Source organism: Microvirga subterranea (assembly GCF_003350535.1).
GTDB lineage: Bacteria > Pseudomonadota > Alphaproteobacteria > Rhizobiales > Beijerinckiaceae > Microvirga > Microvirga subterranea.
The window spans coordinates 455,837-475,069 of the sequence record NZ_QQBB01000003.1; the positions used below are offsets into that span (position 1 = coordinate 455,837).

At 65.2% G+C, this 19,233-nt stretch carries 16 protein-coding genes and 1 tRNA gene; 10 read left to right on the forward strand and 7 right to left on the reverse strand.

The genetic code is table 11. The features are described 5' to 3' along the window. Window positions 1-90: 90 nt before the first annotated feature. The 3 genes from DES45_RS10285 to DES45_RS10295 all read right to left on the reverse strand — a co-directional run bounded on the left by DES45_RS10285 (window position 91) and on the right by DES45_RS10295 (window position 1,029). Window positions 91-164, reverse strand: a tRNA-Gln gene (locus tag DES45_RS10285). A 238-nt stretch (window positions 165-402) separates the two neighbouring features. Continuing rightward, window positions 403-639 carry a helix-hairpin-helix domain-containing protein gene (locus DES45_RS10290; protein ID WP_114769882.1) on the reverse strand — a complete coding sequence of 79 codons (237 nt, stop codon included), beginning with the start codon at window positions 637-639 and terminating at the stop codon, window positions 403-405. A 129-nt stretch (window positions 640-768) separates the two neighbouring features. Further along, window positions 769-1,029, reverse strand: a complete 261-nt coding sequence (locus DES45_RS10295; RefSeq protein WP_170151450.1) for a PilZ domain-containing protein — start codon at window positions 1,027-1,029, stop codon at window positions 769-771. Window positions 1,030-1,286: 257 nt separating this feature from the next. Here DES45_RS10295 and DES45_RS10300 point away from each other — a divergent pair, with 257 nt between their 5' ends. Continuing rightward, window positions 1,287-1,481, forward strand: a complete 195-nt coding sequence (locus tag DES45_RS10300; RefSeq protein WP_114769884.1) for a hypothetical protein — start codon at window positions 1,287-1,289, stop codon at window positions 1,479-1,481. Between the two features lie 91 nt (window positions 1,482-1,572). On the opposite strand, the gene DES45_RS10305 is transcribed toward DES45_RS10300, so the two are convergent. Together DES45_RS10305 and DES45_RS10310 are read right to left on the reverse strand one after the other, a co-directional pair. Then, window positions 1,573-2,634 (reverse strand): calcium-binding protein, encoded by a 1,062-nt coding sequence (locus DES45_RS10305; protein WP_114769885.1) that lies wholly within the window; start codon window positions 2,632-2,634, stop codon window positions 1,573-1,575. Window positions 2,635-2,970: 336 nt separating this feature from the next. Beyond that, entirely contained in the window at window positions 2,971-3,777 is an 807-nt protein-coding gene (locus DES45_RS10310; protein ID WP_114769886.1) for an MBL fold metallo-hydrolase, read from the reverse strand. Between the two features lie 247 nt (window positions 3,778-4,024). On the opposite strand from DES45_RS10310, the gene DES45_RS10315 reads away from it, so the two are divergent. The 7 genes from DES45_RS10315 (at window position 4,025) to DES45_RS10345 (ending at window position 15,286) form a co-directional block, all read left to right on the forward strand. Beyond that, window positions 4,025-5,101, forward strand: coding sequence for an NAD(P)-dependent alcohol dehydrogenase (locus DES45_RS10315; RefSeq protein ID WP_114769887.1), 1,077 nt, complete (start codon window positions 4,025-4,027; stop codon window positions 5,099-5,101). A 102-nt stretch (window positions 5,102-5,203) separates the two neighbouring features. Then, window positions 5,204-7,966, forward strand: a complete 2,763-nt coding sequence (locus DES45_RS10320) for a cation-transporting P-type ATPase (protein ID WP_425374276.1) — start codon at window positions 5,204-5,206, stop codon at window positions 7,964-7,966. Between the two features lie 4 nt (window positions 7,967-7,970). Then, window positions 7,971-8,678, forward strand: coding sequence for an ABC transporter ATP-binding protein (locus tag DES45_RS10325; RefSeq protein WP_114769889.1), 708 nt, complete (start codon window positions 7,971-7,973; stop codon window positions 8,676-8,678). 28 nt (window positions 8,679-8,706) lie between these two features. After that, window positions 8,707-11,046, forward strand: coding sequence for an ABC transporter permease (locus DES45_RS10330; protein WP_245571660.1), 2,340 nt, complete (start codon window positions 8,707-8,709; stop codon window positions 11,044-11,046). A gap of 8 nt (window positions 11,047-11,054) precedes the next feature. Then, a complete protein-coding gene (locus tag DES45_RS10335) occupies window positions 11,055-12,269 on the forward strand; it encodes an efflux RND transporter periplasmic adaptor subunit (protein WP_114769891.1) in 1,215 nt (404 codons plus the stop codon). 11 nt (window positions 12,270-12,280) lie between these two features. After that, the gene (locus DES45_RS10340) at window positions 12,281-13,264 is read left to right on the forward strand and encodes a zinc-dependent alcohol dehydrogenase family protein (RefSeq protein WP_114769892.1); all 984 of its coding nucleotides are present in this window, start codon (window positions 12,281-12,283) and stop codon (window positions 13,262-13,264) included. Between the two features lie 153 nt (window positions 13,265-13,417). Continuing rightward, a complete protein-coding gene (locus DES45_RS10345; RefSeq protein ID WP_114769893.1) occupies window positions 13,418-15,286 on the forward strand; it encodes a PHA/PHB synthase family protein in 1,869 nt (622 codons plus the stop codon). Window positions 15,287-15,345: 59 nt separating this feature from the next. On the opposite strand, the gene DES45_RS10350 is transcribed toward DES45_RS10345, so the two are convergent. Next, complete coding sequence (locus DES45_RS10350) at window positions 15,346-16,524, reverse strand: heparin lyase I family protein (protein WP_114769894.1); 1,179 nt, start codon at window positions 16,522-16,524, stop codon at window positions 15,346-15,348. Between the two features lie 449 nt (window positions 16,525-16,973). On the opposite strand from DES45_RS10350, the gene DES45_RS10355 reads away from it, so the two are divergent. Further along, window positions 16,974-17,288, forward strand: coding sequence for a hypothetical protein (locus tag DES45_RS10355; protein ID WP_114769895.1), 315 nt, complete (start codon window positions 16,974-16,976; stop codon window positions 17,286-17,288). A gap of 148 nt (window positions 17,289-17,436) precedes the next feature. Next, window positions 17,437-18,201, forward strand: coding sequence for a calcium-binding protein (locus DES45_RS10360; RefSeq protein ID WP_114769896.1), 765 nt, complete (start codon window positions 17,437-17,439; stop codon window positions 18,199-18,201). Between the two features lie 96 nt (window positions 18,202-18,297). Here the strand turns inward: DES45_RS10360 and DES45_RS10365 are convergent, their stop codons facing one another. Further along, entirely contained in the window at window positions 18,298-19,083 is a 786-nt protein-coding gene (locus DES45_RS10365) for a pentapeptide repeat-containing protein (RefSeq protein WP_170151451.1), read from the reverse strand. Window positions 19,084-19,233 lie beyond the last annotated feature (150 nt).

A 19,233-nucleotide genomic window follows, 5' to 3' on the forward strand; every position in this document is an offset into this window, starting at 1 on the left:
GCCTTCGACGCCCGGCGGAAATCGTTCGCACCATGCCTCTCCCGGCAACAAAAAACCCGCTAAGCAAGTCGCTTAGCGGGCGAAAATGATTGGCTGGGGGACCTGGATTCGAACCAAGACTAACGGAGTCAGAGTCCGCTGTTCTACCATTAAACTATCCCCCAACGAAGTTCTTGAAGCCGCACGCCTTTTCCGGAGAGATGGTCGCCCCGGCGGCCGGCGGTGAACGTTCGCGAGTGGCGGTCAGATAGGATGCTTTTGGGGGTGCGTCAACCCCATTCGAGCATATTCGGCACCGGAATCCGACGCTGCGGAAAGCCGCTCGTGGATGTCCGCCAGCCCCGGCGCATCGTCATCGAATATGCGGTCGGTCCGGGCTGGATGGGCGGCGATGCGTCTCGCTCAAGGCACCGCTTCGCCCGCAGCGGACGCCAGCCCGTCGACCCGGGCGAGCTCGGCCCTGATCGCATCGGCGGTCTTCGGGCCGATCCCCGGAAGGACGTGCTCGATCTTGTCGGCGATCGCCTTCAGCCGCTGGATTGTCCTGATGTTCTCCCGCTCCAGCACGAACCATGCCTGCTGGGGAAGCAGGAGGCCCGGAATGCCTCCTTCGCATACATTGCTTGAACTCGTCGGCACGCCCCGTCTCCCGGTTTTATCCTCTCCGCACGCTCGGAAGAGGCTTCGCACACTGTAAGTCGGCGCTGCCCCACCGTGATCGGGCTTTCGTCCAGGACCTAGGTCCTAGACCGGGCCATGGAAGCGGCGCTAATCGGTGAACATCACACCGGCTTCCTGCCCCCTGGTCCAGACCAGCCTGACCCTGGCGCAAGCCCCCGCCTCCGGAATCTGCAGCTCGAACTCGAGCGGGATCTCGGCCACTTCACTGAACCCGAGCCGGGCTCCGGTCGTGGAGAGATCCGACATGACGCAATCGATGGGCGACGCATCGCCATCGAACGAGATCCGCCCCTCGAGAGAAGTGGGAAAGCGCTCGCTTCCGCGGCGCCACGACATTCCGTCTGCCATCTGTGCAATCCATTGTGAGGGACGGCTCATCTCACCAGCAAAGGCTGACGCGGGGCTTGCGGCCCGAGCATCGCAGGTCACTGGCTACGGAACTTTCTATACCCCCTTCGAGCTACCCTCTCCGTTGCATTGCGAATCTTGGCGATGAGACTCTAAAGCTTAGTTCCAGCAAGGGCTCCGAAGCACAACGACATCAGCCATGAAGCTGAAGGCCTCGGAAGCACCTCAAGCAAGAAGCAATAGACCTGGGGCATACAATGAACATCGAGATCGAATACATCGCACGTGCGTTCTACGATGCGCATGAGGACGCGCAGCTTTGGGACTGCGAGCCCGAAATCATCAAGGAAGAATTCCGGTCCTTCGCCCGCGAGGCGATCCGTCTTCTTGCGCAGCACGAAGCCGGAGCTCCCTTCGCCGACATGGCGCCGGAACTGTCGAAAGCAGCCTGACGCGCTCGTCAGGCCATCGACCGCCGGCGTTCGGGGGCAAACGCCGGCGGTCGGAGATCGACATCACGCGCACCTATGTGCGCCGGGCCACTCAGATGACGAAGAAATCCTTGTAGGTCAGCTTCAGGTTCTTCGAGAGCTTGGCGATCTCGACCTGTTGCGCGCCGCCTGATCCGTCGGAGTCGTAGTAGAGAATTCCCGTCTTCTTGTTGTAGATCAGGTAGTCGTTGAAATCCTGGGCCTTGTCAGAGATCTTGAAGAACGCCTTGTTCAGCTTGCCGGGATTGGCCTCGCTGCCTTTTCCAAGCTTCTTGAAGATTGCGTTGTCGAGATAGACGCTGTCGTCCCGGACGTTGAAGTCCCGCACTGTGTCGTAGTTCGTCTTCTTGTTCGGCTTCTTGTCGAACACGAACACGTCCGCACCGCCGCCACCGGTCAGCACGTCTTTGCCGAGCCCGCCGATCAGCCAATCGTTGCCGTCGTTGCCGTTCAGACGGTCGTTGCCGTTGAGGCCATAGAGCCGGTCGTTGGACGAGCGTCCGTCGATCTGCTCCGAGGCGTTCGTGCCGTTCACCTTGAAGCTGTCTTCGGGGGCAAGCTGGAACGCGCCGAACGCCTGGTACTGGGGCACGGAGACAGTGAAGACGTTGTCCGATGCATTGAAGCCGACGACTCCCCGCGTCGAAAGCGAGGCGAGGTCGGAAGGTCCGAGACTGCTGAGCGTCGCGCCACTGTCGGTCAGGAACACGGTGTCGCCGGGGGTCAACGAAACCGGCAGAGCGTTGAGTTGCGCGAGCGAGAACGGCACGACATTGTCGGTGACGTCGATCCGATCGACGTTACGAGCAGCCAGCGACGAGATCTGCGCAAGGGTCCCCGAGGCAAGTTCTGCCCCCGAATCGGCGAGGACGACCGTGTCGCCTGCTGTGAGCCTCACGCTCCCCAAGGCTTCGAGTTGCGACGTCGACAGAAACATCGAGTCGTTCGTTGCGTCGATGACATCCACATTGGCCGCCGCAAATGCTGCGATGTCTGCGGGCGTCAGTCCGTCGATGGCCTGCCCCACATCCGCGATTGTGACATCGTCCCCAGGTGCGAACGGCTTGGTCGGGAAGGCCGTGAACTCGGCGACGGTGAAGACGAAAGTAGCCATGCGTCCCTCGTGATGTGCGTTGTGCGCTTCCACTCTTCGCCTTGATGCGAAACAGGAAGATCTGCCTCATTAGACGCATGATCAGGATGGGCACTCCAATGTCCAAATGGGATTATTTCGCACCTCATCGGAGATAGGATTCTCACTCTACTCGGAAATATTGGATCCCCTTCCGAAAGAATAGTAACCCTCTGCTCAGGAATACCTATATGCGCCTTTCGAGACGCAAGCTTGGCCGCAGGAAGGCGGGATTGACCTGCTGAACGATGCGAACGGGCTGCGTAGGACCAGCCAGGGCTATGCCCGGAAGATTCCTGAAGAGCCCCTTCTTGCCATTCAGGCGATCGCCCGCAGATAGCGCTCGACCGAAACGTCGAACGCCTCGCGCCCGCCGCCGATGATGTTGCGGCCCCACCACGCGCCGTAGATGCTGTCGAACGCGTAGGGCGCCAACGCCGCGCGAATGCGCTCGATGGCCCTTGCGTTGAGCGGGATGAGATTGGGGTAGCTGTACATGAAGCTCACATGGCGGCGGTCCTGCACGACCTGGAGGATGTCGCCCGACAGCAGCGCTCCCCGCCCCTCGTCTCCGCCAGCCCAGTGCAGCACGGCGCCGCCGTCGAAATGTCCGCCGCAGCGGATCAGGGTCAGGTCGGGCGACAGGGCGTGCGTCTCGCCGGTCCAGGGCAGGATCGCCGGATGGGGGCGCTGCACCCATTTCATATCGTCCGCGTGGATGTAGATCGGGACTCCGCCGAAGGCGTGGCTCCACTCGACCATCGTGGTGTAGTAGTGCGGATGTGAGATCGCGATCGCCTTCAGACCACCGCGGGCCTTCACGGCCTCGACGATCTCGTCGTCGATGAGAGCAATGCAGTCCCACAGCACGTTGCCGTGCGGTGTCTCGACCAGGAGCGCGCGTTCGCCGATGGCGAAGCTCGGTTCGCTGCCGATGCCGGTCAGGCCCGGCCCCTCCTGCTGCATCCTGGCCCGGTGCGACCGGCGAAGGTCCTCAAGTGTGGTCCAGCTCTGCCCCTCCCAGTTCACGAACTGGCGCTCGTCCTCGCAGATGGGGCAATGCGCCGAGGGTGCTTCGCTTTCGGGATACTGGGTTCCGCACGCGCGACAGATGAAACGGGGCATCGGGATCGTCTCCGCCCTCGAGGAGGGCCAGGTGGCTGACGGACAATCCATAAGGCCGCGCATCTCCCGGCACCAAACGAAAATGCGCCCCCTCCCATAAGCTTGGCTTATAGGAGGGCCGAGGCACCTCCTCTAGGAATTGACATCCCTCAAGGACAAAGGCCCGCATCGTGTCCAGGGTCGGGCACCCGATCACATCCGAGGGGCCGGAACTCCCACGCTCGCCGGCGCCCTGCGAGAGGACACCATGACCGCAAAGATGAAAGCCGCTATCTTCGTCGAGCCGAACAGGATCGTCCTGGACGAGAAGCCCATCCCCGACGTGGGGCCGCTGGACGCGCTCGTCCGCATCACCACCACCACGATCTGCGGCACCGATATCCACATCCTCAAGGGCGAATATCCGGTCGCCAGAGGACTCACGATCGGGCACGAGCCGGTCGGAATCATCGAGAAGCTCGGCTCGGCCGTGGAAGGATACCGCGAGGGCCAGCGCGTCATTGCTGGCGCCATCACGCCGAGCGGGCACAGCAATGCCTGCCTGTGCGGCTGCCTCTCCCAGGACGGGCCACGCATGAAATACGGCTTCAAGCCCATGGGCGGCTGGCGCTTCGGCAACACCATCGACGGCGCGCAGGCCGAATACCTGCTGGTCCCGGACGCCATGGCGAACCTGTCGCCGATCCCGGACGGGCTCAGCGACGAGCAGGTGCTCATGTGCCCCGACATCATGTCGACGGGCTTCTCAGGCGCGGAGAGCGGGAGGATCCGCATCGGCGACACGGTGGCGGTGTTCGCCCAAGGCCCGATCGGGCTCTGCGCGACCGCCGGCGCGAAGCTCATGGGAGCCACGAAAATCATCACGGTCGATTCCGTTCCGTCCCGCATGGAGATCTCCCGCCGGATGGGCGCGGATCACGTGATCGATTTCTCAAAGGCGGACGTGGTCGACGAGATCATGCGCCTGACTGACGGACGCGGCGTCGATGTCGCAATCGAGGCGCTCGGCCGCCAGGAGACCTTCGAGGCTGCGCTCCGCGTGCTCCGCCCGGGCGGCACCCTCTCGTCGCTGGGCGTCTATTCGAAGGACCTGACGATCCCGCTCGACGCGTTTCTGGCAGGTCTCGGAGATCACACGATCGTAACGACCCTCTGCCCCGGCGGAAAGGAGCGCATGCGGCGCCTCATGGACGTGATCGCCTCCGGCCGCCTCGATACCCGGCCCCTCGTCACCCATCGCTTCACCCTGGACCAGATCGAGGAAGCCTACGACCTGTTCGGACATCAGCGGGATGGAGTGCTGAAGGTCGCCATCACGCCGTAATCGCGCTTCATCGAAAGCGGTAACAAGGGCCACGGGAGTTGGTCTCGTGGCCCTTCGACGAATTGAGGTATGGTGAGTACGGGCAGACGGAGGCAGAGGAGCGTGAACAGGCTCGACGCCAGAACGACGGCCTGGCCTCACGCCGAGGCCGAGGTCCGCCGCCCTGTCGCCGAGGGCGGGCGCCTCTGGCATGCTCTGGACGCGGCCGACGTCCTCGCCGCCCTCGGGGCGAGCCCGAAGGGACTGTCGCCGGACGAGGCGGCCCGGCGCCTTCGCGCCCACGGTCCCAACCGCCTGCCAGAACACGCCCCGCACAGCGCGCTGCGGCGGTTTCTGCTCCAGTTTCACAATCTCCTGATCTACGTCCTCCTCGGTGCGGGCGCCCTCTCGGCGCTGATCGGCCATGGCACCGATGCGCTCGTCATCCTCGCGGTGGTGGTGATCAACGCCATTATCGGCTTCATGCAGGAAGGCCGTGCCGAACGGGCCCTCGACGCGATCCGCAGCATGATCGATCCGCATGCCTCCGTCATTCGGGACGGGCAGCGGCTCACCTTGCCGGCGGACGAGGTGGTACCGGGCGACTTGGTGATGCTCGAGGCCGGCGACCGCGTGCCCGCGGATTTGAGGCTTCTCAAAGCGCGCAGCCTCAGGATCGACGAGGCTGCGCTCACCGGCGAGTCCGTCCCGGTCGACAAGGCCGTCACGCCCGTCCCCGAGAAGTCGGCGCTCGGGGATCGTTTCTCCATGGCCTTCTCGGGCACCTTCGTGGCGGCAGGCCAGGGCACCGGCGTCGCAGTAGCCACCGGCGCAGGGACCGAACTCGGCCGCATCAGCACGATGATCGGTCAGGTGGAGCGCCTCGCCACGCCCCTCGTCAGGCAGATGGACCGTTTCGCCCGGCAGATCACGCTGGCGGTGCTCGTCGTATCGGCGCTGGTGTTCGCCTATGCGGTGATGGTGCAGTCCTACACGCTCGGCGATGCGTTCATGGCGGTGGTCGCCATTGCGGCATCGGCCATTCCGGAGGGACTTCCGGCCGTCATGACCATCACGCTCGCGGTCGGCGTGCAGCGCATGGCGCAGCGCAACGCGATCGTGCGCCGTCTGCCGGCGGTGGAAACCCTCGGCTCGGTGTCGGTGATCTGTTCGGACAAGACCGGCACTCTCACCCGCAACGAGATGATGGTGAGCGAGGTGGTGACGACCGGCGGCCCGATCGCGGTCGAGGGCGTCGGCTACCGGCCGGTGGGAGGTTTCCAGTCGGAAGGGCGGACGATCAACCCGTTCAACGACCGGATCCTGGAACAGATCAGTCTCGCGGCGCTCTTGTGCAACGACTCCGACCTGCGGCCCGCGGACGGCGACTGGATCGTGATCGGCGATCCCATGGAAGCCGCCCTGGTGTCGCTCGCCATCAAGGCAGGACACAATGCGGAAGCGTCGCGCAGCCATCACCGGCGCCTCGACGCGATCCCGTTCGATTCCCGGCACCGGTATATGGCGACACTCCATGCGCGTCACGGCGGCGAGACCGTTGCTTACGTTAAGGGAGCTCCGGAGCGCATCCTGGCCATGTGCGACCGGGTGGCGGCGCCGCACGGAACCTGGCCGATCGTCGTGGAGGAGTGGCACGAACGTGTCCAGAGGCTCGCCGCGAGAGGTCAGCGCGTCCTGGCGTTCGCCTGCCGCAGCCTGCCCGAAGGGGCGGCCGACCTCGCACCGTCCGATGTCGAGCACGGGCTGACGCTCCTCGGTCTCGTCGGGATGATCGATCCGCCGCGGCCGGAAGCCGTGGCGGCCGTGGCCGAGTGCCGGGCGGCAGGCATCAGCGTCAAGATGATCACCGGCGACCATGTGGCGACCGCGTACGCGATCGCCGAGGACCTCGGCCTCGCTGACGATCCGAAGGCGGTCACCGGGCATGATCTCGACGAACTCGACGATGCGGAGCTCCGGCGGCAGGCGCGGGACGCGACCGTGTTCGCCCGCACCAGCCCCGAGCACAAACTGCGGCTGGTCGAGGCACTCCAGGCGGACGGCTCGACGGTCGCCATGACGGGCGACGGCGTGAACGATGCACCCGCCCTCAAGCGTGCGGACGTAGGCGTCGCCATGGGCCGGAAGGGCACGGAAGCCGCCAAGGAGGCGAGCCAGGTTGTGCTGGCGGACGACAACTTCGCCTCGATCGTCGCTGCGGTGCGGGAGGGCCGCACTGTCTACGACAACCTCACCAAGGTGATTGCCTGGACGCTGCCCACCAACGGCGAGGCGCTGACGGTCGCCCTGGCGATCCTGTTCGGGCTGACCCTGCCGGTCACGCCGGTCCAGGTGCTCTGGATCAACATGGTCATGGCGGTGACGCTCGGGATCACCCTCGCGTTCGAGCCGACCGAGCCCGACGCCATGCGGCGCCCGCCCCGGTCCTCCGGTCAGAGGCTGCTCTCGGGGCGGCTTCTGTGGCGGATCGCCTTCGTGTCGACCCTGATGGTGGTCGGCACCTTCTCGATCTATGCTTGGGCCATCGGCCGCGGCCTGCCGGTCGAGACCGCGAGGACGATGGTGGTGAACTCGATCGTCGTGATGGAGATCTTCTACCTCTTCAGCGTGCGCTACATCCACGGCTCATCGCTGACCTTGCAGGGCGTCCTCGGCACGCGCGCGGTCCTGATCGGGGTCGCCACGGTAGTGGCCGCTCAGCTGGCCTTCACGTATCTTCCGGTCATGCAGTGGATCTTCGACAGCCGCCCGATCTCTGCCGTCGACGGCCTTGTGATCCTGGGGCTCGGGATCACCCTTCTCGGGATCGTGGAGGTGGAGAAGCAGATCGCCGCCCGCCTCTCCGGAAGCCGCAGGACGGCGTGACGTCATGAGCGCCGCAACGTTGCGTACCAAGGGCCTCGCGAAGGTCTACCGGACAGGAGCCGTGGAGGTCACGGCCCTGCGCGGCGTTGACTTCGAGGCGCGCGAGGGCGAGTTCATCGTCATGCTCGGCCCCTCCGGCTCCGGCAAGTCCACCTTCCTCAACATCGTGGGCGGTCTCGACCAGGCGACCTCCGGCGAGGCCTGGTTCCAGGAGCACAACCTGACCACCATGGACGAGCGCGGCCTGACCCTCTACCGGCGCGACCATGTGGGCTTCGTGTTCCAGTTCTACAATCTCGTTCCGAGCCTCACGGCGCGGGAGAACGTCTCCCTCGTGACCGAGATCGCGCGAAACCCGATGAAGCCCGAAGAGGCTTTGAGCCTCGTTGGTCTCGAGCAGCGCATGGACCATTTCCCGGCGCAGCTTTCGGGTGGCGAGCAGCAGCGCGTAGCGATAGCACGCGCCATCGCCAAGCGGCCGGAGGTCCTGCTCTGCGACGAGCCGACCGGCGCCCTTGACTCGCGCACGGGCGTCAAGGTTCTGGAAGCCCTGCTCCTCGTGAACAGGGAATTGCGGGCGACGACCCTCGTCATCACCCACAACGCCGCCATCCGGGAGGTGGCCGACCGGGTGGTCAGTTTCGGCGACGGGCGTATCCTGTCCGTGTCCGTAAACGCGGAACGCAAGCCCGCCTCGGCGATCAGCTGGTGATGCGATGAGCGCGCTGCAGCGGAAGCTGATGAGGGATCTGATCAGGCTCTGGCCCCAAGCGCTCGCCATCGCCCTCGTCATGGCCGCAGGCGCCGCGACCCTGATCCTGGGCGTCGGCGCACACGCGTCGCTTTCCGATACCCGCTCGGCCTATTACGAGCGCAACCGCTTCGCCGACGTCTTCGCCACCCTCACCCGGGCGCCGAAGATCCTCGCCGACGAGATCGGCCGCATCCCCGGCGTGAGCGCCGTCGACGTGCGGATCCAGAAGACGGCCCTGCTCGACCTGCCAGACATGGTCGAGCCGGCCTCCGCCTCCATCGTGTCCCTGCCTGATGTGCAGCCGCAGCGCTTGAATATCCTGTACCTCCGCAGCGGCCGTCTCCCGGTCGCGGGCGACGAGCGCGAGGCGGTGATCAGCGAGCCCTTCGCCAAGGCCCACGGCTTCGATTTGGGATCGACCTTCCAGGCGATCCTGAACGGCCGCAAGCGCAGCCTGCACGTGGTCGGCATCGCGCTCTCGCCAGAGTTCATCTACGCGCTCGGCCCTTGGGACATCATGCCGGACGACCGCCGCTTCGGGATCGTCTGGATGTCCGAGAAGACGCTCGCGGCCGCCTACGACCTGACGGGCGCCTTCTCCAGCGTCGCCCTGAAGCTCCTGCCCTATGCGTCGGAGGGCGCGGTGATCGAGCAGCTAGACACCCTGCTCAACCGCTATGGCGGCCTCGGCGCCATCGGGCGCAAGGACCAGACCTCACACGCCTTTCTCGATGCGGAGCTGAAGCAGCTCGAGGCGATGAGCCGGATCCTGCCGCCGATTTTCCTCGTGGTGGCGGCCTTCCTGGTCAACATGACGCTCACCCGCCTCATCACCCTGGAGCGGGAACAGATCGGCCTGCTCAAGGCCGTCGGCTACGGCAACATGGCGGTCGGTCTCCACTACCTTCAGTTCGTGAGCGCGATCGCGGTGATCGGCGCCGCCATCGGCATTGCGGCCGGGATCTGGCTCGGCGGCGGGTTAACGCGCATGTATTCCGACTTCTTCCACTTCCCCTTCCTGGTCTTTCGCATCGATCCCGCCACCTACCTGCTGGCAGTGGGAACGACGGTGATCTCCGCCGTGCTGGGCGCATGGCAGGCCGTGCGAGGCGTGGTGCGCCTGCCGCCCGCCGTCGCCATGACCCCGCCCGCGCCGACCCAGTACCGCCAGTTCCTCGTCACGCTCTACCGCGCCCTTGGGCGGATCTCCCAGACCGTCACCATGGTGGTGCGCCACCTCTCCCACGGCTGGATCCGAACCGCGTCGAGCGTCCTCGGCATCGCGCTCGCGGGCGCGATCCTCGTAGGCTCCCTCTGGAGCTTCGATTCCGTCGATTTCATGATCGACGTCACATTCCACCAGGCGGACCGGCAGGACGCGACCGTGAGCTTCACCCAGGAGGAGCCCTACGCAGCCCTCTACGAGGTCGCACGGCTCCCGGGCGTGCTCAGGGCCGAGCCCTACCGATCCGTCGCCGTCAAGCTTCGGCATGGCCATGTAGAGCGGCGCGCGGCCGTCACCGGCAAGCCGCCCGGCACCGATCTCAGCCGCGTCCTCGACCAGCACTTCACGCCCGTGCGCCTGCCCGAGAGCGGCATCGTTCTGTCCGACATGCTGGCGCGCATCCTCGACACGCAGGTGGGAGACCTGATCGAGGTGGAGCTTCTGGAAAAGAACCGCCGCGTGGTCGAAATCCCGGTCACGGCGATCATCCAGGGCTATCTCGGCCTGATGTCGTTCATGGATATCGACGCGCTGAACAGGCTGGTGCGGGAGGGCACCGTGATCAGCGGCGTCCACATGATCTTCGACGAGGAGCAGCGCGTGCCGCTCCTGCAGGAACTCAAGCAGATCCCGGCCGCGAGCTTCGTGGCCCTGCAGCGCATCTCGCTCCAGAAGTTCCGCGAGACTCTGGCGCAGAACATCCTCGTCATGATCACGGTCTATGTGAGCCTCGCGGTCATCATCGTGTTCGGCGTGATCTACAACTTCGCCCGCATCTCGCTCTCCGAGCAGGGCCGCGAGATCGCGAGCCTCCGGGTGCTCGGCTTCACGCGGACGGAGGCTTCGTCGATTCTCCTGGCCGAGATCTTCCTCATCGTCGCCCTGGCGCAGCCCCTCGGCTGGCTCATCGGATCGGGGCTCGCCTACATGATGGTGAAAGGGTTCGAGAGCGAGCTCTACCGGGTGCCGCTGGTGCTGGAGCCGCGGGTCTTCGCCGAATCCAGCCTCATCGTCATGGGTGCTGCGCTCGTCGCGGCCCTCATCGTGCGCCGGCGCATCGACCGGCTCGACCTCGTCGAAGTTCTGAAGACGCGTGAATAGGCCATGCGATGAGCGGATCGATTTTGCGTAGGATCATGGCCGGCCTCGTCGCCCTCGCGGTCCTGGCGGGCATCGCCATCGCGCTCTGGCCGAAGCCCGTCGCGGTGGACGTGGCGACCATCGCGAGCGGCCCGCTTGAAATTTTCGTCGAGGACGAGGGCGTGACCCGGATCAGGGACGTCTACACCGTGTCGTCGCCCATCGCCGGCAAGGTCCTGCGCTCGCCCCGCGAGGTCAGCGACGAGGTCATCGCCGACAAGACTCTGGTGGCGGTGGTGGAGCCGAGCGACCCGAACCTGCTCGACATCCGCACCCAACGGGTCAACGAGGCCGCCGTGGAAGCCGCGAACGCCGCCGTCACCTTGGCGGAGTCCCAGGTGCGGCATGCGCAATCGCAGCTCGAATTCGCCCGCAGCGACCTGCGGCGCGCCACGGCCCTGACGGCGGGCCTGACCATCTCGGAACGCGCGATCGACAAGGCGAAGCTGGACGTGGCTTCGGCCGAGGCTTCCCTCGCTTCGGCCAAGGCCACCCTTGAGGTGCGCCGCCGGGAGCTGGAGAGCGCCAAGGCCAATCTCATCCAGCGGGCCGAGGAGCAGCCGCGATCCGAGGGCTGTTGCATCCAGCTCCGGGCTCCGGTGAGCGGGCGGGTGCTGAAGATCGATACGGAGAGCGAGCAGGTCGTGCCGGCCGGCAAGCCATTGATCGAAATCGGCGATCCGACGAACCTGGAGATCGTGGTCAACCTCCTGTCGCGCGATGCCGTCCGCGTGGAGCCGGGAGCGACCGGCTGGGTCGACAGCTGGGGCGGCCCCACGCTCTTGAAGGCGCGCGTGGTGCGGGTGAACCCGACCGCCTTCACCAAGGTGTCGGCGCTCGGCATCGAGGAACAGCGGGTCGAGACCATCCTGGACTTCGCAGATCCGCCGGAGAAGTGGAAGCGGCTGGGGCACGAGTTCCGGGTCATCGTCCGCATCTCCGTCTGGAAGCGCGAGGACGTGGTCCAGGTCCCGCTCGGCGCACTCTTCCGCCAAGGCGCTCAATGGGCCGTCTACGTGATCGCGAACGGCCGGGCCGTGCTGCGCAACATCGAGATCGGCGAGCGCAGCCTCGAATCGGCGCAGGTCCTGTCGGGCCTGAAGCCGGGCGACCGGGTGATCCTACATCCGAGCGACCGGATCGGGCCCGGCGTCGCCGTGACCGAACGCAAGACAGGCTTTTGAGGGAGAATGCCATGCGCGCGATGGCCCTCAGATCACCTGGAACGCCTCTCGTGCTGGAGGAGCGACCCGATCCGGTTCCCGGTCCCGGGGAGATCCGCCTGCGGGTCGAAGCCTGCGGGGTGTGCCGCACGGACCTTCACGTCGTCGACGGGGAGCTTCCCCATCCGAAGCTTCCGCTCGTTCCCGGTCACGAAATCGTCGGCATCGTCGACGCCATGGGAGGCGACGTGGACGGCCTCGCGATCGGCGACCGGGTCGGCGTTCCGTGGCTCGGGCATACCTGCGGCCATTGCCGCTACTGCGAGGAGGGCCGGGAGAATCTCTGCGACGATCCCCTGTTCACCGGCTACACCCGCGACGGCGGCTTCGCCACGCACACGATCGCCGATCCGGCCTATGCCTTCCCGCTCGACCGCGATGCCGATCCGGTCGCCATCGCGCCCCTGCTCTGCGCGGGCCTGATCGGCTGGCGCTCCCTCGTGGCGGCGGGTCCGGGCGGCAGGATCGGGATCTACGGCTTCGGCGCGGCCGCGCACATCATCGCGCAGGTCTGCCGCTGGCAGGGCCGCGAGGTCTACGCGTTCACGCGCCCGGGCGACGCGGCTGCGCAGGATTTCGCGCGCTCCCTCGGGGCCGTCTGGGCCGGAGGATCCGACGCGGCCCCGCCCGAGCCGCTCGACGCCGCGATCATCTTCGCGCCGGTGGGATCGCTCGTGCCCGCCGCCCTCAAGGTCATTCGCAAGGGCGGCCGGGTCGTGTGCGGCGGCATCCACATGAGCGACATTCCGGGCTTTCCCTATCGCCTCCTATGGGAAGAACGGCAGATCGTCTCCGTCGCCAACCTGACGCGGCGGGACGGCGGGGACTTCCTGCGCATCGCACCGCAGGCCGGAGTCCGGACGGAGACGAAGCGCTACCCGCTCGAAGCCGCCAACGAGGCGCTGGCGGACCTCCGCGAGGGCCGTCTCCAGGGGGCGGCCGTTCTCGTCCCCTGACGGGAATTTCGCGCGAGCCGCCCATCATCATCCCGACAAAATCCCGATTGATCATTTGATCTCGGACAATGCCGCGCGTGGTGCGGAGCTGTAACCTTCAGGCGACGTGCCCGTGCTTTTCTGCCGATCGGGAACGTATTGCGGAGCCTGACCATGCCGACGCGTGCGACCAATGTTGTCGATCTGCCCGTGCCCCGTCGTCGCGGCAAGCATGCCGCTCCACGCCCCGCCGAGCGGACGATCGAGGTCCCGTCTCCGCCTCCCGCCGCCCTCGACCTTCAGGGCGACGCGGACCTGCACCAGCTCCGCGACACTCTCGACCACTTCGCTCATTCGAGCCTGGCGCAGATTACGGGCGGCCTGTCACCGGCCGCGCTCCTCGGTGCCTATATGGACTGGGGAATCCATCTCGCGGTCTCCCCGGGCAAGCAGGCCGAGCTCGCCGTGAAGGGTGTCCGCAAATGGATGCGGCTGATGAACTTCGCGTGCCATTGCGGGATGCGCGGCGGACATGCGGAGCCGTGCATAGAGCCGCTCCCGCAGGACAAGCGCTTCGTCGACGACGAGTGGCAGAGATGGCCCTACAGCTTCATCCAACAGGCATTCCTGCTGCAGCAGCAGTGGTGGCACAATGCCACGACGGACGTGGACGGCGTCACCAAGCGCCACGAGGCGGTGGTCGATTTCGCGTCGCGCCAGCTCCTCGACATGGTCTCGCCCTCGAACTTCTTCCTGACGAACCCGGCCGTGCAGCAGCGGACCGTGAAAACCGGCGGGCACAATCTCGTTCAAGGCCTGCGGAACCTCTACGAGGACTGGGACCGGATCGTCACCCACCGTCCTCCCGCCGGTGCGGAGGCGTTCCAGGTCGGCGGCAACGTGGCGATCACGCCCGGCAAGGTGGTCTATCGCAACCGGCTGATGGAGCTGATCCAGTACGCCCCCTCCACGGACGAGGTGAGGCCGGAGCCGATCCTGATCGTCCCGGCCTGGATCATGAAGTACTACATCCTGGACCTGTCGCCGCAGAATTCCCTCGTGCAGTACCTGACCGAGCAGGGCTTCACGGTCTTCATGATCTCATGGAAGAACCCGACGGAGGAGGATCGCGATCTCGGAATGGAGGAGTATCGCAAGCTCGGCGTGATGGCGGCGCTCGATGCGATCGGAGCGATCATCCCGGGCCGTCCCGTGCATGCGGCCGGCTATTGCCTGGGCGGCACGCTCCTGTCGATCACCGCCGCCGCTATGGCGCGGGACGGCGACGAGCGGCTGAAGACCATCACGTTGCTGGCCGCGCAGGCCGACTTCCGCGAGGCCGGCGAGCTCACGCTGTTCATCAACGACAGCCAGATCCACTTCCTCGAGGATATGATGCGCAGCAAGGGTTATCTCGACACCCGCCAGATGGCCGGCGCGTTTCAGCTCCTGCGCTCGAACGACCTGATCTGGTCGCGCCTGATCCGCCATTACCTTTTGGGCGAGCGCACCCCGATGAACGACCTGATGGCGTGGAACGCGGATGCGACGCGCATGCCCTACCGGATGCATGCCGAGTACTTGCGCAAGCTGTTCCTCGACAACGACCTCGCCGAAGGACGCTTCCTGGTCGAGGGGCGGCCTGTCACCGTCAGCGACATCCGCACCCCGATCTTTGCAGTCGGAACCGAGCGCGATCACGTGGCGCCCTGGCGCTCGGTGTTCAAGATCCACCTCCTGTCCGACAGCGACGTGACCTTCCTGCTCACGACCGGCGGGCATAATGCGGGCATCGTGTCGGAGCCCGGCCAGGGCCCCGGGCGAAGCTATCAGATCCTCCCGAAGGCCGCGGACGATCTCTATGTCGATCCCGATGCATGGCGCGGGATGGCGCCTCGCCGGCCGGGCTCCTGGTGGCCGGAATGGGTTGCGTGGCTCGGAGAGCATTCCGGCCCTCCGACCTCGCCTCCTCCGTTCGGCGCGCCGGACGAAGGCTATCCGGTGCTCGAGGATGCGCCTGGGCTTTACGTGCTCCAGCGGTGAAGGCGTGGACGCAGCGGGCGACGCCGGGACGTCCGGCGCGCCCCCAACGCTCTCCGGTTTCAGATGATGTAGAAGTTCGCAGCCGTCATCTTCAGGCCGGCGGCCAAGGTAGCGATCTTGACGCTGCCCGAGCTCCCCCAGCCATCGGCATCGTAGTACAGCGCGCCGGTGCCGCTGTCGTAGATGAGCCGGTCGTCCCCGTCATGGGCACGGGCCCCGATATAGAAAGCGCCGGACGGGAGGCTTCCTGCCTGAAGGGTCGTGAAGATCGCGTTCTCCAGCACGATCGTGTCGTCATAGACGTTGAAGTCCTTGATGGTGTCCTGGTTGGTGGAGCCGGGTTGCGTGTCGAACACGAAGGCGTCCTTGCCGGCTCCCCCGGTCAGGGTGTCGTTCCCGGTCTTGCCGTAGAGCATGTTGTTGCCCGACGTGCCGTAGATGGTGTTGTCGGCCCAGCCGCCGACGAACTTCTCGCCGTTCCAGGTGGAGAGCGTGCTCCCGGTCGGCGTGGGTGCCGGGCTCGGGCTGGTGGTCGAGCCCGCCGAGACGGAGCGCGCGCCGGAGCCGACCTCGATATCGATGTTCTTGTAGTTGATCGCGATGGTCTCGCCGGACGAAGGCGTGGCGCGGTAGATGCCCTCGCGCCAGTAGGTCTGCGTCTGCCCAAGATAACCGAGCTTGCCGCTGTAGTCGACGATCTGCTGCCCGTCGCGGTAGATGTCGACGTAGCCGCCGCCATAGGCGTCGATCTTGACCAGCATCTTCATCGTGTACCACTTGCCGCGAACCAGGTCCTGCGTGTCCTGGAACAGCTTCTGGTAAACCACGCTGCCGGAGGACGACTGGTAGTTTCCGTAGATCACCATCTTGTCGTTGCCCTCGAGCTTGATCTCGATCGGCGGCGATCCGCTGGTGTTGGAATGGAGCTGTCCCATCACCAGCCATCGGGCGGTGTTGTGCGAGCCGGGCTCGATCATGAACTGGTAGGCCACGCCGATTTCCTGAGACGTGGAGTATCGCGCGGTATCGTTGATCTCCGCGCGTTCGACGCCCCACGGATCAGTCCATGCGGAATCTGAGAACTGGTCACCTTTCCGAACCTCGAACCGCAGCGTGTTGTCGTCGGGAGATGAGAAGCTCCAGGACTTCTCGGCATCGACGACCCATTGCCTGTTGTCCAGGACGAAGACGTCGTAGTCACGCGTATTCGGGGTCCATTGAGAAGGCAGAATAATCATCGGGCTCAATCCGTCGCTTGTTGTCGATCAGCAACCGGTGTGGGACCAGATGCCGCGGCCAAGCTACGAAAGTGCATTTGTTCAAAATGGGGCATCCTCTGGAACTAATCCCTAAGCGCCAAGATTCAAAACATTATCGGCATCAACGCAAAAGGCCAAAATACTGTAGAATATGCCGGTTTTTATCTTCAATGACTTAAATCCTTTGAAAAGAATTTAGGGACAACACGCTGAAAGGATTACTCCTTCGTGCTGATATTCCTTGCGACTCACTGGCCGTGCGACGGCCGAAAAGGCTCGCGGCAGGCTTGAGGCAAGCTTGAATTTGTAAACCGATATTAACCTTTGGAGCCTCCCGGTTTCGCCCATCTCGACCCGCCCTGCGGAACGAGGAAAGACGCGCAGGCGGCGGTCCCGAAGCCTCAACCGGTCGCCACGAGAGGATCCGCATGAACCCTGAGCCCCGCATGCCCCGCGCCATCTCCCTGGCCGAAATCCAGGCCGGCTCGCTCGACATCGCGCCGCAGCAGCGAGAACCGAAAGAGCCGCTCGATCATGCGCCGGGCGCCGGCGGTCAGGGCCGCATCCTGCTCACCCTCCGCAGCATCGTCCACCCGCTCCCGCTGCCCAAGGGCGCGGAGCTCATCTCCCTCACCACCTACGACGGACGGCTCGTCGCCCTCACCAGCAAGGGGCCGTACATCCGGGACGGCGGCAGCTGGGAGAAGATCCTCGCCTCGCAACCCGATCCCGAACTGGCTTGACTGTGGCATGACAGGCGCCCGGACGGCGGTCCTGGAGTCGTGTTGCAGACCTGCCGCAACGTTAGAGAATCCGCGAAAGGGTTCGGATGCTCCTTGCTCCCGGTGAGCGGCGCGATCTATAGCCGCGCTGCCAAGGGAGAGTACAGTCATGGCAAAGTTGACCTGGAACGGTTCTTACGGATTCGACCTGAGTTTTCTGAACCTCAGCAACGTCACTTACGGATCGAGCTACACAACGACCTACACGAGCTTCATCGCTTACTACGGAAGCCGCTCGACCCGAGACGAATTCCACGGCTCCGGCTTCACCTACGATGCCGATGGCATTCCCACCGGCGGCACGGTCACGAGCTATGCGAACTATGAGAACGGCAGGCTTCTCGGCTCGATCTCGGGCATGAGTCTCTCCGCCACGGCGCTCGTGACGGCGGCGAGCACCTACAGCACCAGGGACGACATGGCCCTGTACAAGGCTGCCCTCCGCGGCAACGACCAGATCACGGGCGGCAGGGCTGACGACCGGCTCGAGGGCTTCGGCGGCAACGACAAGATCACCGGCGGTCGCGGCGCCGACATGCTCTACGGCGGCACGGGCGCCGACACGTTCGTGTTCAAGTCGGTCCGGGATTCCGGCCCGACCTCCGACGACTGCGACTTCATCATGGATTTCTCGACGCGACAGAGGGACAAGATCGATCTGTCGGCGATCGACGCGAACCTGTCGCGCAAAGGCAACCAGGCCTTCAGCTTCATCGGCGCGAAGGAGTTCGGGGCCAAGGCAGGAGAGCTCCGGTACGAAAAGCTCGAAAGCTACACGGTCGTCGAAGGGGATGTGAACGGGGACGGGGTGGCGGACTTCTCCATTGCCCTGAAGGGCCTTCACTCCCTGTCGAAGAGCTACTTCATCCTCTGACGGAACAGAGCTGATTCCATTTTGCGTGGAATCAGCTCTTTCCTCGGCGCAGCGCGCTCCTGATGGCGATCGGGATCCACTTTGCCCGAAAGCGCCTCAGTCGGCCTCCTCGGCGCAAGGCCATGAGGGCGGCGGCGTCAGCCCCGCAGGCAGCTTCGTGTCGCTCGTGCCGCAGGCGATATCGACCTGTGCCTGTGTCAGCCCGGTCGCACCGCTCAGGTCGGCCCCGCCGATCTGGGTCAGATAGAGATAGGCCCGCGTAAAATTCGTGCCTCTCAGGTTGGCTCCGGCGAGACGAGCGCGGGACAGGTTCGAATAGCCGAAGTTCACGCCCGACAGATTTGCGTTCTGGAAGATGACGCGCGCGAGTTCCGCCTTCGACATGTCGGCGCCGGACAGATCGGCGCCGCTGAAGTCGGACCTGTTCAGTTCGGCCTTGGAGAAGCTCACGCCGGCCGCCTTCACCTGCGCGAAGTTCGAGCGGCTCATGTCCGCTGACGAGAAGCCCGCACCGGTGAGGTTGGCCTGTCCGAAATTGGCGCGCCACCCGATCGACTTCGAGAAATCCGATTGCGACAGATCCGCTCCTTCGAATCGGGTCCGGCTGACCTCGGTCTCGGTCAGCTTCGCGCCGACGAGCTTCGAGCCGGCGAAGTCGCTGAGCGTGAGAAGGGAGCGGGCGAAGTTGCTGCCGCTCAGGTCGTCCCCTGCGAGCATCAGGCGGGCCTTCGAGCAGCCCGACCAATCGACGCCGGGTCCCGGGCTGTCCTGGCACTTCGCCTCAGCCGCGCCGGTGGAGACGGCGAGGACGAGGATCGCTCCCGCCAAAAGGCCGGCACGCCCTGCCCCGAACACTTCGCCTGCGCGCGCGTTACACTGCATCTTTCCCTCTCGACTCCACCTGCACGACCTCCCCGGACGGTGAGCGGATCCCACAGGCGCCTGGGCCACCTTCCCCATCCGGACGATTGTGGCAAATCGCGGCTAAGAAACAAGCATCGACGGATGCCTTCGGGTTCCATCCCGAGAGAC